Origin of the sequence: Qipengyuania sp. (assembly GCF_965277845.1) — a bacterium.
Classification (GTDB): domain Bacteria; phylum Pseudomonadota; class Alphaproteobacteria; order Sphingomonadales; family Sphingomonadaceae; genus Qipengyuania.
The window spans coordinates 2,943,484-2,958,182 of record NZ_OZ255844.1 but is presented as its reverse complement, the minus strand read 5'-3'; the positions used below and the strand labels follow the sequence as shown (position 1 = coordinate 2,958,182).

The 14,699-nt window shown below is 56.1% G+C and carries 15 protein-coding genes and 1 pseudogene; 13 read left to right on the top strand and 3 right to left on the bottom strand.

Annotation, left to right across the window (positions count from 1 at the left end):
• The 8 genes from ACQY4G_RS14460 (at window position 1) to ACQY4G_RS14425 (ending at window position 7,856) form a co-directional block, all read left to right on the top strand.
• Entirely contained in the window at window positions 1-1,011 is a 1,011-nt protein-coding gene (locus ACQY4G_RS14460) for a sulfotransferase family protein (protein ID WP_421991889.1), read from the top strand.
• The gene (locus tag ACQY4G_RS14455; protein ID WP_421991887.1) at window positions 1,008-2,093 is read left to right on the top strand and encodes a DUF1972 domain-containing protein; all 1,086 of its coding nucleotides are present in this window, start codon (window positions 1,008-1,010) and stop codon (window positions 2,091-2,093) included. Before ACQY4G_RS14460 ends, ACQY4G_RS14455 begins: the two co-directional genes overlap by 4 nt.
• Window positions 2,094-2,097: 4 nt before the next feature.
• On the top strand, window positions 2,098-2,658 hold the full coding sequence (gene rfbC, locus ACQY4G_RS14450) for a dTDP-4-dehydrorhamnose 3,5-epimerase (protein ID WP_421991885.1): 561 nt from the start codon (window positions 2,098-2,100) through the stop codon (window positions 2,656-2,658).
• Window positions 2,655-3,707, top strand: a complete 1,053-nt coding sequence (gene rfbB / locus ACQY4G_RS14445) for a dTDP-glucose 4,6-dehydratase (protein ID WP_421991883.1) — start codon at window positions 2,655-2,657, stop codon at window positions 3,705-3,707. The genes rfbC and rfbB overlap by 4 nt, the downstream gene beginning before the upstream one ends.
• Window positions 3,708-3,714: 7 nt before the next feature.
• Complete coding sequence (rfbD, locus tag ACQY4G_RS14440) at window positions 3,715-4,557, top strand: dTDP-4-dehydrorhamnose reductase (RefSeq protein ID WP_421991881.1); 843 nt, start codon at window positions 3,715-3,717, stop codon at window positions 4,555-4,557.
• 14 nt (window positions 4,558-4,571) lie between these two features.
• Window positions 4,572-5,462, top strand: coding sequence for a glucose-1-phosphate thymidylyltransferase RfbA (rfbA, locus tag ACQY4G_RS14435; RefSeq protein WP_421991879.1), 891 nt, complete (start codon window positions 4,572-4,574; stop codon window positions 5,460-5,462).
• Window positions 5,463-5,621: 159 nt separating this feature from the next.
• Window positions 5,622-6,422: an FkbM family methyltransferase gene (locus ACQY4G_RS14430; protein ID WP_421991877.1), complete on the top strand. Its 801-nt coding sequence runs from the start codon at window positions 5,622-5,624 to the stop codon at window positions 6,420-6,422.
• A gap of 114 nt (window positions 6,423-6,536) precedes the next feature.
• On the top strand, window positions 6,537-7,856 hold the full coding sequence (locus tag ACQY4G_RS14425; RefSeq protein ID WP_421991875.1) for an oligosaccharide flippase family protein: 1,320 nt from the start codon (window positions 6,537-6,539) through the stop codon (window positions 7,854-7,856).
• A gap of 45 nt (window positions 7,857-7,901) precedes the next feature.
• Here the strand turns inward: ACQY4G_RS14425 and ACQY4G_RS14420 are convergent, their stop codons facing one another.
• Window positions 7,902-8,441: a tyrosine-type recombinase/integrase gene (locus tag ACQY4G_RS14420; RefSeq protein ID WP_421991873.1), complete on the bottom strand. Its 540-nt coding sequence runs from the start codon at window positions 8,439-8,441 to the stop codon at window positions 7,902-7,904.
• A 406-nt stretch (window positions 8,442-8,847) separates the two neighbouring features.
• On the opposite strand from ACQY4G_RS14420, the gene ACQY4G_RS14415 reads away from it, so the two are divergent.
• Both ACQY4G_RS14415 and ACQY4G_RS14410 read left to right on the top strand, forming a co-directional pair.
• Entirely contained in the window at window positions 8,848-9,105 is a 258-nt protein-coding gene (locus tag ACQY4G_RS14415) for a helix-turn-helix domain-containing protein (RefSeq protein ID WP_421991871.1), read from the top strand.
• On the top strand, window positions 9,062-9,247 hold the full coding sequence (locus ACQY4G_RS14410; protein ID WP_421993680.1) for a hypothetical protein: 186 nt from the start codon (window positions 9,062-9,064) through the stop codon (window positions 9,245-9,247). Before ACQY4G_RS14415 ends, ACQY4G_RS14410 begins: the two co-directional genes overlap by 44 nt.
• Window positions 9,248-9,280: 33 nt before the next feature.
• Here ACQY4G_RS14410 and ACQY4G_RS14405 read toward each other — a convergent pair.
• Together ACQY4G_RS14405 and ACQY4G_RS14400 are read right to left on the bottom strand one after the other, a co-directional pair.
• Window positions 9,281-9,355 (bottom strand): annotated as a pseudogene (locus ACQY4G_RS14405) (hypothetical protein); the annotation flags it as partial.
• A 256-nt stretch (window positions 9,356-9,611) separates the two neighbouring features.
• Window positions 9,612-9,827, bottom strand: coding sequence for a hypothetical protein (locus tag ACQY4G_RS14400; protein ID WP_421991869.1), 216 nt, complete (start codon window positions 9,825-9,827; stop codon window positions 9,612-9,614).
• 518 nt (window positions 9,828-10,345) lie between these two features.
• On the opposite strand from ACQY4G_RS14400, the gene ACQY4G_RS14395 reads away from it, so the two are divergent.
• The 3 genes from ACQY4G_RS14395 (at window position 10,346) to ACQY4G_RS14385 (ending at window position 14,689) form a co-directional block, all read left to right on the top strand.
• On the top strand, window positions 10,346-11,752 hold the full coding sequence (locus ACQY4G_RS14395) for an O-antigen ligase family protein (protein WP_421991867.1): 1,407 nt from the start codon (window positions 10,346-10,348) through the stop codon (window positions 11,750-11,752).
• Between the two features lie 70 nt (window positions 11,753-11,822).
• Window positions 11,823-12,548, top strand: a complete 726-nt coding sequence (locus tag ACQY4G_RS14390; RefSeq protein ID WP_421991865.1) for a polysaccharide biosynthesis/export family protein — start codon at window positions 11,823-11,825, stop codon at window positions 12,546-12,548.
• The gene (locus ACQY4G_RS14385) at window positions 12,545-14,689 is read left to right on the top strand and encodes a GumC family protein (RefSeq protein WP_428483080.1); all 2,145 of its coding nucleotides are present in this window, start codon (window positions 12,545-12,547) and stop codon (window positions 14,687-14,689) included. The genes ACQY4G_RS14390 and ACQY4G_RS14385 overlap by 4 nt, the downstream gene beginning before the upstream one ends.
• The last annotated feature ends 10 nt before the right edge of the window (window positions 14,690-14,699 follow it).

Here is a 14,699-nt window from a genome sequence, read left to right as displayed (position 1 = left end):
ATGATTGCCCAGATCGACAGTGCATACATCAGAACGCGGCCCACGCGCCTGTGGTCGCGCATGGTCAGTTATGCGCTGTTCGAAGGGCGGCCGCTGACGACGCGCGGGCGCTGGATAAACCCGCTGATCCGCGCGCACTCGAAAGTGTTCGGTGCCCTGCCCGCAATCCGGAAGGTGCGGGCACCGGTCTATATTCTCGGAACCGGGCGATCGGGCACGACGATCCTCGGCATCGTACTGTCGATGCATCGCGAAGTCGGCTTCCTCAACGAGCCCAAGCTTCTGTGGGCTGAATTGTACGCAGGCGAAGACCTGATTGGCAGCTACAACCGCAATCCGGCGCGCTACCGGCTCGAAGCGGCTGATATGACCGCCGCGATAAGGGGCGTGGCGCACAAGCTCTTCGGCGGCTACCTCGCGGTTAGCAACACCAGCCGGGTGGTCGACAAGTATCCCGAGCTGATCTTTCGCACCGAATTCGTGAAGTCGATCTTTCCCGATGCGAAGTTCCTGTTCCTGTCGCGCTCGGGCAAGGCCACCTGCGCTTCGATCGACGGCTGGTCGAAGCGGCTGGGCACCAAAGAGGGTGGCGAGACACACGACTGGTGGGGGGCCAATGATCGCAAGTGGCGCCTGCTGACCGGGCAGCTTGTGCCCGAACATGCCGATCTCGCCGTGCATGCGGACAAGTTGGGCGACCTTGACCACGCCGGTCGTGCGGCAGTCGAATGGATCATCACCATGCGCGAAGGGATGCGGCTGCTCGAACAGGGCAACGAAGACATTCTTCATGTCCCCTATGAGGCCCTGTGCGCAGAGCCCGAGCGCTGGGCGAAGAAGCTGGAACACTTCCTCGAGCTCGAACGGGATGAGGTTTTCGAACGCTATGCCGCCGAAACGCTATCGAACCCGGCGCGCGAGATCACGTTCGACTTGCCCGCTTGGCTACAACCGGTTTTCGATGCGACCGAGGCCGAACTTGAGTGTGTGTCGCAGGAGAGCGCGGCATGAGCGCGCAGAAAGTCGCCATCCTCGGCACTGTAGGCGTGCCCGGCAATTACGGCGGGTTCGAAACGCTGGCCGACAACCTGGTGCGTTTTCACGAGGCGACCGGCCGTGCGACGGAACTGACCGTCTATTGCTCGGCCAAGGCGTTCGATGCACAGCCCGACCACTATCACCGAGCGGCGCTGGTTTATGTCGGCTTCGATGCCAACGGTGTGCAGTCGATCCCCTACGATATCGTCGGCCTCGTCGACGCTGTGCGGCGCGGACATGACCGGATTCTGCTGCTGGGCGTCTCTGGAGCCCTGATCCTGCCGCTGCTTCGTCTGCTCACTAAGGCGAGAATCATCACCAATGTTGATGGGATCGAATGGAAGCGCCAAAAGTGGCGGGGATTGGCGAAGCACTACCTGCGGTTCGCCGAATGGCTCGCGGTCAGGGCTTCGGATGTGGTGATTGCCGACAACCAGGCCATCGCCGACTACTTGAAGCAAAGCTACGGCTGCGATGCCGAAGTGATTCCTTATGGCGGTGACCATGCGGTGGAGGCCGAAGCCGATCCCGCCGCCGCCGCCCACTTGCCCGAAAGCTATGCCTTGGGGCTGTGCCGGATCGAGCCGGAGAACAATATCGGCATGATCTTGGAGGCCTTTGACGGGCTTGACATGCCGCTGGTGTTCGTCGGCAACTGGGACAAGGGCGAGTATGGCCGCGCGCTCAAGGCCAAATATGCGGGGCATCCAACTATCACTATCCACGACCCTATCTATGACCCCGAGGGCCTGCGCGAAATTCGCGACCGGGCGACGCTTTACCTGCACGGCCATTCGGCTGGCGGCACCAACCCGGCGCTGGTCGAGATGATGCACTTCGGCATCCCCATCGCCGTGCATGGCTGCGCCTTCAATCGCCATACGACCGAGGGCCAGGCGGTCTATTTCGAAAGCGCGCAGGAGCTGCGCGACGTGGTGACAGGGCTCGCGCCCGAGCCGGCTGCGCAAATCGGAGCCCAGATGGTCGAGATCGCCCGTCGCCGCTACACTTGGGACGCGATCGGCAAGGCCTATTTCGCGTTGCTCGAGGACTGACCGCATGGAGATCACCCCCACCGCTATCCCCGACGTACTTGTCATCACCCCAAAAAGGTTCGGCGATGCGCGTGGCTGGTTTTCGGAGACGTGGAATGCCGCCCGTTTCAAGGCTGCGGGGCTCGACTATGCCTTCGTACAGGATAACCACTCGGCCTCGGCCGATGTCGGCACGTTGCGCGGCATGCATTATCAGGCCCCGCCGCGCTCGCAGGACAAGCTTGTGCGGTGCACGCGGGGGGCGATCCTTGATGTTTTATTCGATGCCCGGAAAGGCTCGCCGACCTATGGCCAATGGGTCGCCGAAGAACTGACGGCAGAAAACGGCAAGCAACTGTTGGTGCCCAAGGGGTTCTTGCACGGATTTGTCACATTGGTTTCCGATAGCGAAGTTCAGTACAAGGTCACCGATTACTACGATGCCGAATGTGATGGCTCGGTCCGCTGGGATAGCCTCGGTATCGACTGGGGCCTTTCGACCTCTCCGATACTGTCCGCCAAGGACGTCAACGCCCCGGCCTTCCAGCACTGGGAATCACCCTTCATCTACGAGAGAAATCCATGAAAATCCTTGTCACCGGCGGCGCCGGCTTCATCGGATCGGCCGTAATCCGCCTCGCGATCCCGCGTGGTCACAGTGTCGTCAATGTCGATGCGCTGACCTATGCGGCCTGCCTTGAGAATGTGGCCCCGGTTGCCAACAACCCTGGCTACGCCTTCGAGCATGCCGATATCTGCGATCGCGATGCGCTCAACCGCATCTTCGCCGAGCATCGGCCCGATGCGGTGATGCACCTCGCCGCTGAAAGCCATGTCGACCGTTCGATCGACGGCCCGGGCGAGTTCATCGAGACCAATATCATGGGCACCTTCAACATGCTGGAGGCGGCGCGAAAGTATTGGGTGGAGAATGACAAGCCTGAGGGTTTCCGCTTCCACCATATCAGCACTGACGAAGTTTACGGCTCGCTTCCGCCCGATCCGGAGATCAAGTTCACCGAGGATACTCCCTACGATCCGCGTAGCCCATATTCAGCGTCGAAGGCCAGCTCGGACCATTTGGTGCGCGCGTGGGCCGAGACCTATGGCCTGCCGGTCCTAGTGACCAACTGCTCAAACAATTACGGCCCTTATCACTTCCCCGAGAAACTGATCCCGGTCGTCACAATCAATGCGCTGCATGGCAAGCCGTTGCCGATCTATGGTGATGGTTCGAACGTGCGTGACTGGCTCTATGTCGAAGACCATGCGGATGCGCTGATGAGAGTGATCGAGAAAGGTAAGGTTGGCCGCACTTATAATATCGGCGGCGAGAACGAGTGCTCAAACCTCAAGCTGGTGGAGACGATCTGCAAGATCCTCGACGAGAAGCGTCCGCGCGAAGACGGCAGCTCCTATGCCGATTTGATCACCTTCGTCGCCGACCGGCCAGGCCACGATGCGCGCTATGCCATCGATCCGGCACGCATTCATACTGAACTGGGTTGGCGTCCTTCGGTCACGGTCGAAGATGGCCTCGATAGAACCGTCCAGTGGTATCTCGACAACGAAGATTGGTGGCGACCCCTGATGGAGCGCAAGGGCGTCGGACGGCGGCTGGGGACCAGGAAGTAACCTGCCTATGACCGTGCTGGTGTTCGGAAAGACAGGCCAAGTGGCGCACGAATTGCGAGCGCGCCCGCAGGTGATGGCGCTGGGACGTAACCAGGTCGATCTATCGGACCCGGGCTCCTGCGCAGCCGCGATTGCCAGCTATAGCCCTTCCGCAGTTATTAACGCCGCGGCGTACACTGCAGTTGACAGGGCAGAAGAGGAAGAAAATCTCGCAACGCGGATCAATGGGGATGCGCCGCGGGCTATGGCCATTGCTTGTGCACAATATGATATCCCCTTCGTCCAACTCTCGACTGACTATGTATTTGATGGGAGTGGAGAAGCAGCATGGCGGCCAGATGATCCACCCTCACCGATCTCCGCTTACGGTCGCAGTAAGCTGGCTGGTGAAGACGGGGTGAGTAGGGCGGGAGGGCGCTTTGCTATTCTGCGCACGTCTTGGGTGTTTTCGCCGTATGGCAGAAACTTCGTTAAGACCATGCTGAAGCTAGCCGAAACAAACTATGAGCTCAGGGTGATCGCAGACCAGATCGGCGGACCTACGCCAGCATGGGATCTCGCGCAGGCCTGTTTGGCTATTGCCAGCCAGCTGGAAGCCGATCCATCAAAGGCAGGTGTATACCATTTGTCCGGCGCTCCGGGTGTTTCGTGGGCCGATTTTGCTCGTGCGATCTTTCAAGAAGCAGGGCTTAACCACATAGTTCATAATATCCCCACAAGCGAATATCCATCTCCAGCGGCGCGCCCGCTTAATTCAAGGTTGGATTGCCGGACGACGCAGGAGGTGTTCAACATAACTCGGCCTGACTGGCGCGCTGGGCTTAGAGCTACGATTAACCAACTCGCATAGAAAGACACAGTCAAATGTCGCAAAGAAAAGGAATAATTCTTGCTGGCGGATCTGGCACTAGGCTTTATCCTGTTACTATTGGCTTATCGAAGCAGCTTCTACCTGTTTACGATAAGCCTATGATCTATTACCCGCTAAGCGTCCTAATGCTATCGGGTATTCGCGAAATCGCGATTATAACGACGCCAGAAGATCAGCCTCAATTCAAGCGTATGCTGGGTGATGGAGGCCAGTGGGGCATCAGTTTGACCTATATTGAGCAGCCTAGCCCTGACGGATTGGCTCAGGCTTATATTCTTGCCGAGGAATTTCTGAGCGGTTCGTCATCTGCGATGGTGCTCGGAGATAACATATTCTTCGGACATGGCTTGCCGGATTTACTTTCCACAGCGGTGCACCAAGTAGAAGGCGGCACCGTGTTTGGGTATCGTGTAGCTGACCCTGAGCGATATGGCGTCGTCGATTTCGCAGACGATGGTTCGGTTCGCTCGATTGCCGAAAAACCTGAGGTGCCCGCGTCCAATTTTGCGGTTACCGGGCTATACTTCCTTGATAGCACGGCTCCGGCTCGCGCCGCGAAGGTCAAACCTTCGGCTCGCGGCGAGCTTGAAATTACATCCTTGCTAGAGAGTTACCTGCAAGACGGGATGCTGCAAGTAAGCTTGATGGGAAGAGGCTATGCGTGGTTGGATACAGGCACGCATTCAAGCCTTCTGGATGCTGGGAATTTCGTGCGCACGCTGGAAGAGCGTCAGGGGTTGCAGGCGGGCAGCCCTGATGAGATTGCTTTCTACAACGGCTGGATTAATAGGGAGGAGCTTTTTGATAGAGCCAAAGTCTTCGGAAAGAGTGCGTACGGTAGATATTTAGATCAACTACTCAGGTCGCCTGAGTTTACTTTGTAAATCTGTGTGGCGCACATTCGTCGCGGATCTATGCATCAGAACCCAACTGGCTGCGGCTGGACCGTCGCTACAATTGGTGGCTAGTTGCTAATGTTTCTCTCAAACTCTCTACTCGATGCCCCGCTTGCCAAACTCTAAGGACAACCTCACGCTCGGAGGATGAAGATCCGGATGAAGTATCTACTTTCCGTTTTTTTGCGTATTCCCGCCAGCTTATTTCGCGCAAGATGTCGCTTTGTACGCATCTCACCGAACAGGACCGGGAAAATATATTTCTACGATAAGAAGAACAGAAGAATATTCCATGTAATGGCGCGCGACGCCGTTGATTCTAATACCGCCGACCAGATTTACAAGAACCATGACTACGATCTTACTTTCCTCTTACGATATGATGAACTCCAAGAGAAGTATGATAAAATAGTCAAAGATGGACACGTTCCACTCATCGTCGATTGCGGGGCAAACATTGGTCTTGCCGCTCGCTACTTTGCTGAGGAATTTGCCAGGGCACGCGTGGTTGCCATTGAGCCCAGCAAGGCGAACTGTACTATGATCCGCAGAAACTGCGGGCATCTGGAAAATGTTGAAGTGTGTGAAGCTGCGATCGGTTCAGAGGCGGGGTTCGTCGAAATTGATGACTGCGAAGCAGACGCCAACTCTTTTAGAACGGTAAGAACCGAAGGGCAGTATGGGATCGGCGTTATAACCTTTAACGATATACTTTCCGGAAGAGCTAATCACGAGCCACTAATCGCCAAGATTGACATCGAGGGGTTCGAAGATGACCTGTTTTCTTCCTCGACCGAGTGGGTATCCAAGTTCCCGCTAATTATTGTTGAAACGCATGACTGGATGATTCCTGGAAGGGCGACCAGTCGTAATTTTCTCCGGGTTATCGCCGAACATAAACGCGATTTTGTCCATCGAGGGGAGAATGTGTTTTCAATTGCAAACTGAGCCAATGGATATACGCCTTTGGTCAAAGTCTACTGACCTTGGCTTGTGAGTTTACGGATCATCCCGCCGAAAGATCAGGGCGGGGTCGAGTGAAAGTTGAGTGCAGCAGGCTTGATGACCCATCCCCTTTCGCGACTATTTGAACGTGCAAGCAGCAACGATGCTATATTGCGCAACTTGCTCAAGGGTGCGGGATTTGCAGTTGCGTTGCGCGCAATGGGCGCAATTCTCGCCCTGATCCTCAACGTAACTATTGGGCGATTGTTGGGGCCCGAAGGCGCCGGCCTCTATTACCTCGGGCTCGCTGTATGCACCGTTAGCGCTGTCGTTGTGCGCCTAGGGATTGATCAAGCATTGCTTCGCCAGATCGCAACCTTTGCTGCGAGGCGTGAATGGGGCCGGGCGGTTGGACTGTTCCATCGGGGCTTCTCGGCAGTTGCGGCTACCGCTATTCTCGCAGCCCTTCTCATCGCACTAACTGCCCCACTTCTTGCGAACCAAGTTTTCGGCAAGCCGCGAATGTCTGAGATCTTGATAAGCATCGCACCCTGCATCGTTACGTTCGCGCTGATGACAGTTGTGGCTGAAGGCTTGAAGGGCCTAAGTCGGTTTAAGGATGCTATGCTAGTCTCAGGGGTGGTTTACCCAGCGGTTGCCTTGTTAGCAATTTGGCCCCTTGCCACAACGCTCGGAGCATCTGGGGCCGTGTTCTCCTATTTCTTGGGAACCTTGAGCGCAGTAGGGTGGGGGCTCGTGGTCTGGCGTCGACAAGTCAAGTCGTATGCAGTTTCGAACGTGTTCGAAGGGCGGGACTTATGGTCAGTAAGTTCTAAACTCTGGGTGATGGCCCTAGTTTCGAATGCGTTGCTGCCTTGGGGGCCGATCTTAATGCTGGGCGCCGTTGGTACTTCTACAGACACAGGTCTTTTCGGCGCTGCCTTGCGACTCTCAGTTGTAATTTCGTTTTTCCATACGGCGGCATACTCCGTCGTTGCACCGACCTTTGCGAGGCTCATAGAGGCAGAGGATTTCCTAGGTCTTCAGCGGGTCGCATGTAGGTTTTCGTTGGTTATTTTTGGTCTTTCGGCCCCGTTCATTTTCGCCATGATACTCGCAGGCGAGTCGATAATGGTACTGTTTGGCGGGGAGTTTGTGGAAGGAGCGCTTGCGCTGCAGATCCTTGCAGTTGGACAAGGGGTAAATGTTTTGATCGGAGCTGTCGGGCTACTGCTAATGATGTCTGGGCACGAGCGAGATATTCGTAACGCGTCGTTTTTTTCCGCTGTGGTGCTTCTCCTAGCCAGCCTAAGTCTGATCCCAGCTTACGGCAGTGTGGGAGCCGCCATTGCAAGTGTGCTGACCCTATTGTCTGGTCTTGCATTCAACTTCTTTCTTGTAAGAAAGCGCCTCGGTTTTTACATGTTTCCACGCTGACACGAGCCTTTACTGACGGTTATGCTACGACGATTGTGCCGCAGTTCAAGGTAGGCTCTGCCAAACATTATGCTCGGCTTTTTCAAGATATCGAGCGAGCACATTCACTGATTTCCAGCCGCCTGCCCGCATGATGGCGGCTGTATCAACCCCCCACTTCAACAGGTCCTGCGCAGCACCCACTCGCATTGAGTGGCCGCTGAACGACGCGATCAGGTCTGGGCGCAGGCCGCAGCGCCGCGCTGCTTCCTTGATTACTCGCCGCACAGTCGTTGTCTCAAGGCAGCGATCAATCACCCTGCTCCGGTAAATCGGGCAGAACAGCCACTCGATCTCGGGGCCGCGGTAGTCGAGCCAGTCCCGCAGCATATCAGCGGTTCGTCTTGACGTGAAGGCGATCCGACCCTGGCCATACGGGTCAGCCTTTCTGTGGCGGATCAGCACTCTGAGCGTTCCGTCGCTCCGCGGGCCGACGTCCTGATTTCGCAGCACAATGAGTTCTGATCGCCGCGTAAGCAGTTCATAGCCCAGTGCGAGCCTCGCGCGATTGCGCAGGCCCCACGGCGTATCGGGCTCGCTTTCCAAAAATCAGTCGAGATGGTTACGCGTCAGCCCTTTGGCCTGGCGAGGAGGGACGGTTTTCTAGCGCCTGACCTTGCGCATGGCGAGATTGATGTCCTCGTCATAGGTCGGGTTGGGAAGCCGCAGGAGGCGGTGCACCTTTCGGATTGCATAGAGCCGCCGCTGTACGGTGGAAGGAGCCTTGGTCTCCCCCTGGTCTTCGAGAAAATGGCAGATGGTTTCGACGCTGGCGGGGAACGGCTTTTCTATCCGGTTCTCTACGCACCAGTGCCCGAAAGCCTCGACATCGGCTTAATAACTTCGCATTATTGCTGGCGAATAGGCGCCCTCGAGGCGCCGAAATTCGGAGCGCCAATCACAGTTGATATTTCGAAGTTTCACGCGACTCTTATGATAGAAATCAATCATAATGCAAGGCCCGGGATTGATCGCGCAGCAGATAAAGGCTGCTCGCGGAGCTCTTGGATGGTCGGTGCAAGATTTGGCCGATAGAACCGGCGTAGGAACAGCTACACTCTCAAGGTATGAACTAGCGAATGCTGTTCCCCGATCGCGAGAAGGCAACCTAGTGAGAATTAGGGCGGCTTTCGAAGCCGAAGCTATCGAATTTGTCGGAACGCCCGATGATCGACCTGGCATCCGTATTGGAAAGCCGCCAGTCCCTTAGCCACAGCTCCAAGCTTTCAGAAATCGTCGAGCATTTCCTTGCCGTCTTTGAGCAGCTTGCCAATAAATGTGCGAAGCTCCCGAGGTTCGCGCGAGTATCCGCCGTGCTTCAGCGCGTTCTTGTTGCCTATCGGCGCGCCTGACCCCTTTGCGCCGCCATGCATCCGGCAACGCTTCTTCCCACTGACCGCAGGCGCCTTGCACGCTGTGCCCTCGCGGGTCTTTGCGCCGCAGCGTGGGCTTTCCCGCATGGGGCCGGTGTTGCGCTTATGAGTACCGGTCACCTGCCCTTTCTTTCCCGCGCCTTCCTTGCCTGCGGCAGGTCTAGCGGTATTGTGTCATCCGGCCTGTGCTCGAGCTCAGGTGCCTTGGTCTCGCTATTTTCCTTACCGTCTGCCTCCATGTTTCCGACGAAGGCCTCCCCGCCTTTCTCTACGCGGACATGCTCGACCGTCACCTTCTGCGGCCCCTTGCCGCGATGCTTGTTCAAGGTTTCGAACTGGCGTGTTAAAGCGCTATCAGTTTGTGGGCGTGCTTCAGGTTGATGTCACGGTCCTCAAACGTCTGATTGGGTAGCGCCGCACGGCGCAAACACTCCAGCGCGGCAAAATGTGTCCCGACCATTTGTTGGGCGAGCATGCCTTCAGCACCATCTGAAGGTTCCAGGCTGTTAAAGTGCTCGCTCGCCCGGGCGATACGGGTATTTATTTGCTCCTCACTCATGTTGTCATGACGCCAAAGGAGGTTGGCCAGTTCATTTACGCGGTCCTGTGGGATCTTGACCTCTTCGACCTTGAGAATCTTGCGCGCTTGCTCATCGGTTAAGAGCCGGGACAGGCTCCGATTGCTTGTCTTGTCCTTTGGGCATTGGCCGCTGTCCTCATCTTACGAGTTGGGCGGACTATACAGCATATTCCGGGCCAATTCAGCGCCAATTTACAGCCGAGTATTACTGTACACGGGGTTGTTTGCCGATTTCTGTCGATGAGACCCCCACCCCAGTGGTTTCGAGAGAACGCACGCGACATCGCGGCAAGCAGATCGGCAAGGGCAAATGCCCGATAACGTGCAGCTTCAGGAATTCGGTCTTCTAGCAAGAATGCGATGTCAAGTGGCATTGGCGCTGGGTTCAAAGCGCTAAATGTCTGTGGACATTTAGGTCGCTATTTGCCCAACGCCGTTGCATACGGCTTGGACGCTGCAAAGGGTGCGCAGCTCGAACGACGGAGGTGCAAACTACGATGGTCGGTAGCCGTGAGCGACAAGGGCAAGTGGGAAAAACGGGGGAGGGCTTGGACAGAGGCTGGATCATACTAGGACTGCTGGCTCTCGCGGTGGCGTTTACGGGAGGGGCATCCAGATTTGATGCAATCCAAATCGTTCCGCTGCGCACTTTGTCCGCGCTCTTCTTGGTGTCATCACTTTTCTTTCTAACAAAGGAAAGACTAGAGGCCGTGTGTGCGCTCATCATGTTGTTTGTATGCTATGCGTTGATCGTGGTAGTGCAGCTCGCTCCTTTACCACCGTGGTTATGGCAGAGCGTGCCACACCGCGCTGACATCCTTCAATTGGACGCCGCGCTGGGTCTTGAAGGAATTTGGCGCCCCTTGACGCTGACTCCGATGCGTAGCTGGAATGTGCTCGGGAGCCTGGTCGTGCCGGCAGCCGGCTTGTTTTTGGCAATTGCCCTTCGTGCGTCTTCTCTGACGCTATTGCGAATTGTTGCCGGGTTGGGAGTTCTCAACGCGCTGTTGGGCCTTTTCCAGATCGTAATGGGAAGATCGAGCGTTTTCTATTTCTATGAAGTAACCAACAGGGGTGGGGCAGTAGGTGTTTTCGCAAATGAAAACCACGCGGCAGTTTTTGCGGCTTGTTCTATTCTGGTAGTGACATTGCTCGGTCTAAGGGTCCGTAAGGAGCGGAGTGCGGTTTGGGAGCGCTTGATCTATCCTGCTGCCTTTTTCTTGATCCTTTTGGTAGCGTTGGCCGGGGGGTCAAGGGCTGGCTTCGTAGCCGTCATCGGCACGATTCTGGTCTCAATGACTATGCTCGCTTTGTCTCCGCGCCCTCGCAGGGGGCTTCGCGCTGAGCAGTCAGTGGGTCGGTGGCTTGACCAGCACCCTCGCCTGATATTGGCCATTCCGGTCATTTTGGTTTCGCTGACGGCAGCTGCATTTCTGGCGCTTGACCGGACGCCAGCCTTTCGTGACATTCTGGTTAGAGATAGCTTTGAAGATTTGAGATGGTCATTGTGGCCGGTGATTATCGAGATGCTTGAAGGCCATTGGGCGTTAGGAACGGGTTTCGGATCCTTTGAACAAGTATATCATATCTATGAGCCATCGGCATTGCTGATGCCTTCTTATGTCAATCAAGCGCATAACGATTGGGCGCAGTTTATTATCGAGGGAGGACTGCTGGCAGGGCTTCTTTTGACTGGACTTCTTGTTTGGATGGTAAAGGCGATCGGGACCATATCGTTGCATCGAACGCGTAGGGTCGACGCTATCTTTTGGATGAGCATCTTTGCGATTGTCGCAGCTGCGTCGTTGGTTGATTATCCCTTGAGAACTCCTCTCTTTCAGCTAGTCACCATCTGGCTCTTGCTCGCCCTTTCGCGAGATGCCCGTGATATGAATGCAACATAGTTTGCTCGCTACGGGAATTTCTGGGGCGACGCGGCTTTCATCGTTTCGGAGTTGCGCTAAGGCGCGCATCATGAAGACAACAAAATCAATCAAAAATTTCAGATTAGCCTTGAGCGGGTTGATGCTGCCTCTTGCTCTTTCAGGGTGTGCAACAGATCGGACCTATGGTCAGGCGCCAGGGATTGAGATTGCTGAGCTGGATGAGCTTCCGGCTCCTCGCATAGAGAACCTGTATGTTATCGGCCCCCAGGAAGCGCTCGAAATCGAAGTGGTCGGCGCTGAACGGTTAAGCGGGAAGTATCTCACGGATGGAGACGGGCGCATTTCTTTTCCCCTCGTGGGTTTGCTCGACCTTGGAGGACTGGCGCCCAATGAGGCGGCCGACATGATCGCGAACTTTTTGCGGGGCAGCTATCTGCTCAATCCTCAAGTGCGCGTGATTCCAGAAGAAATTCCTCCCCCTACCGTATCGGTCGGGGGTCAGGTTGATGAGCCTGGAGAGTACCCGGTGCTTGGTCGTCAGTCTCTTTTGCGCGTCGTCAATCAGGCGGGCGGCTTGGCGGAATACGCGAAGTTGGACGATGTATTGATTCTACGGACCGTTGGGGGGCAGCGCTATATCGGCGCTTACAATATCCAGGCGATCCAGCGCGGTAATTACGGAGATCCGACGGTATATCCCAACGACATCATCATCGTGGGGGATTCGCCGAACCGAAGGCGCCTGGACAGCATTTTGCGGTTCGCGCCCTTGCTCTCGACTTCTGCTATTCTAATTGATCGGATTGGACGTTGAACAATCTCAATTTTACGTCTCATGAGCTCGCTGGACGAGATGATCGTCGTGAGCTGATCGATGATCGTGATTCCAGCGATGACTCCTTTGCCATCGACTTGGAGCGGTATTGGCACGAGGCTATTGGCCTAAAGTACTGGCTCGCGGGACTAATTGCGCTGGGTCTCCTGCTCGGTATTCTTGTCACGTTGCTGGCTACTCCGCTGTACCAGGCCAGCGCACGCTTGGAAGTGTCTCAGGTGACAGCCGACGTCACCAACCTCGACTCACTCGAGGTCGATAGCCAGATATCGGAGCTTCAGTACCTCAACACCCAGTATGAGCTTCTGGTTTCAAGGTTCATGGCCAAGCGCGTGATGGAGGCTGGTAATCTCTCCCGGGACGAAGCCTTTCGCGAAGCATTCGTGATCGAAGATGGAGAAAATTTCGAAAAGCGGATCGAGGAAGTACTCTTCGATAATGTGAGTATCGATCCCATCACGCAGTCGAGCCTGGTCGATGTAAGGTTTTCCAGCCCAAATCCGGTTGTCTCTGCCGAGATCGCGAATCTCTGGGTCCAAGAATTCGTGGCTGCCAATTATGAAAAGCGCTTCGGTGCGAATATAGAGGCGCGAGATTTCTTGCAGAGCCAAATTGCGGAACTCCGCGAACGTCTTTCAGAATCTGAGCAGGAACTCGTCGAATACGCAAATGCCAACGAAATTCTCGTGCTCAATGCGGGAGGCGATTCAGGATCGGGAAGCGCCGGCCAAACGCTGGTCGGTGCCGATTTGGAGGCGCTCAACACCGCGCTTGCCGCAGCAGTTGCGGATCGTATCAGCGCGCAGACTGCGGTTGTCGGTGGTAACTTCCCCAGCAATGATCCCCGAAATCAGTTGCTATCGAGTTTGAGCGAAGCAGAAGCCGAACTCGCTGTTCTTCGCGCTAATTTCGGACCGGATTATCCGGAGGTGCAAGAAAAACAAGCGGAAGTAAACTCGCTTCGATCGGCAATTTCCGGTGGTAGTCGCGATCTCCTTCAATCAGCGAGGATCAGAGAAGCGGAACTTCGCGATCAAGTCGAGCAGGTCAAGCAGCGCTTCCTCGGGCAGCAGGGCCAGGGGATCCGATATGGAATCCTAAAACGAGAAGTAGATACCAACCGCGAGATCTATGATGCATTGTTGCAGCGCTTCAAGGAACTCGAAGCCTCGGGCGCGGGTCAGAACAATATTCAGATCATTGACCAAGCCGACGTTCCTGCGGATCCTTACGCTCCCTCTTTGGTCCAGAACCTTTTTGTGGCTCTGGTCGCGAGCTTTATATTCGCCGCAGGCTTGGTCTACCTCAAGGTGACCCTCAGCCAGACCTTGCAGGATCCGGAAGACGTCCGCAGGCGTCTCGGTCTTCCCCTCCTCGGCGCCATACCTCGCGAGATGGACGGCGATTTGGCCGAGCGCCTCACTGAGCGTTCTTCGGAGATAAACGAAGCCTATACCACCGTTCGTACCAATATGAATTTCCTAACCCCCAAGGGCGCGCCGGAAGTTTTGATGTTCACCTCTTCGGTGCCAGCGGAAGGTAAGAGCGTTTCTTCGGTCGGGGTCGCCACCAGTTTTGCGCAGTTGGGCAAGCGTACGCTGTTGATCGATGCCGACCTGCGTAACTCAAGGCTTAGGGATACGCTCGATCTGCATGGCTATGACAAGGGCGGGTTGGTGCCTCTCCTTGCCAGCCAGGAAACCGACATGGCGTCGCAGATCGTCTCGCTCGAGCAATATGGCTTCGATTTTCTGCCGATGGGCCGCACCCCACCCAATCCGGTCGAGCTCCTTGCCGGCGAGAGGTTCGCGCAGATCATCGAAGCTGCCCGCGAGGCTTATGATCAAGTCCTCATTGACGGCGCTCCGATGTTGGCTCTGGCTGACGCGGTCGAAATGTCGCGGGCCGTCGATGGCGTCGTCTTCGTCATCGAGGCGGAACGGATCAAGCTGCGAGGCATCGAGAATGCGATCGGCCGCCTTCAGCGCTCCGGCGCGCAGGTCTATGGCGCCATCGTCACCAAGGTGAGCCAGAAGAACTCCGCATATGGCTACGGCTACGGCTACGGCTATGGTTACGGCTACGGCTACGGTGAAGAGAAGCGCGAGGAACCGGCCTGATCGGCCAGAC

Coding starts and splice junctions, on each gene's coding strand:
- ACQY4G_RS14460 (WP_421991889.1), top strand. CDS start 1: ATGATTGCCCAGATCGACAGTGCATACATCAGAACGCGGCCCACGCGC.
- ACQY4G_RS14455 (WP_421991887.1), top strand. CDS start 1,008: ATGAGCGCGCAGAAAGTCGCCATCCTCGGCACTGTAGGCGTGCCCGGC.
- rfbC (WP_421991885.1), top strand. CDS start 2,098: ATGGAGATCACCCCCACCGCTATCCCCGACGTACTTGTCATCACCCCA.
- rfbB (WP_421991883.1), top strand. CDS start 2,655: ATGAAAATCCTTGTCACCGGCGGCGCCGGCTTCATCGGATCGGCCGTA.
- rfbD (WP_421991881.1), top strand. CDS start 3,715: ATGACCGTGCTGGTGTTCGGAAAGACAGGCCAAGTGGCGCACGAATTG.
- rfbA (WP_421991879.1), top strand. CDS start 4,572: ATGTCGCAAAGAAAAGGAATAATTCTTGCTGGCGGATCTGGCACTAGG.
- ACQY4G_RS14430 (WP_421991877.1), top strand. CDS start 5,622: ATGAAGATCCGGATGAAGTATCTACTTTCCGTTTTTTTGCGTATTCCC.
- ACQY4G_RS14425 (WP_421991875.1), top strand. CDS start 6,537: ATGACCCATCCCCTTTCGCGACTATTTGAACGTGCAAGCAGCAACGAT.
- ACQY4G_RS14415 (WP_421991871.1), top strand. CDS start 8,848: ATGCAAGGCCCGGGATTGATCGCGCAGCAGATAAAGGCTGCTCGCGGA.
- ACQY4G_RS14410 (WP_421993680.1), top strand. CDS start 9,062: ATGATCGACCTGGCATCCGTATTGGAAAGCCGCCAGTCCCTTAGCCAC.
- ACQY4G_RS14400 (WP_421991869.1), bottom strand. CDS start 9,827: ATGAGTGAGGAGCAAATAAATACCCGTATCGCCCGGGCGAGCGAGCAC.
- ACQY4G_RS14395 (WP_421991867.1), top strand. CDS start 10,346: ATGGTCGGTAGCCGTGAGCGACAAGGGCAAGTGGGAAAAACGGGGGAG.
- ACQY4G_RS14390 (WP_421991865.1), top strand. CDS start 11,823: ATGAAGACAACAAAATCAATCAAAAATTTCAGATTAGCCTTGAGCGGG.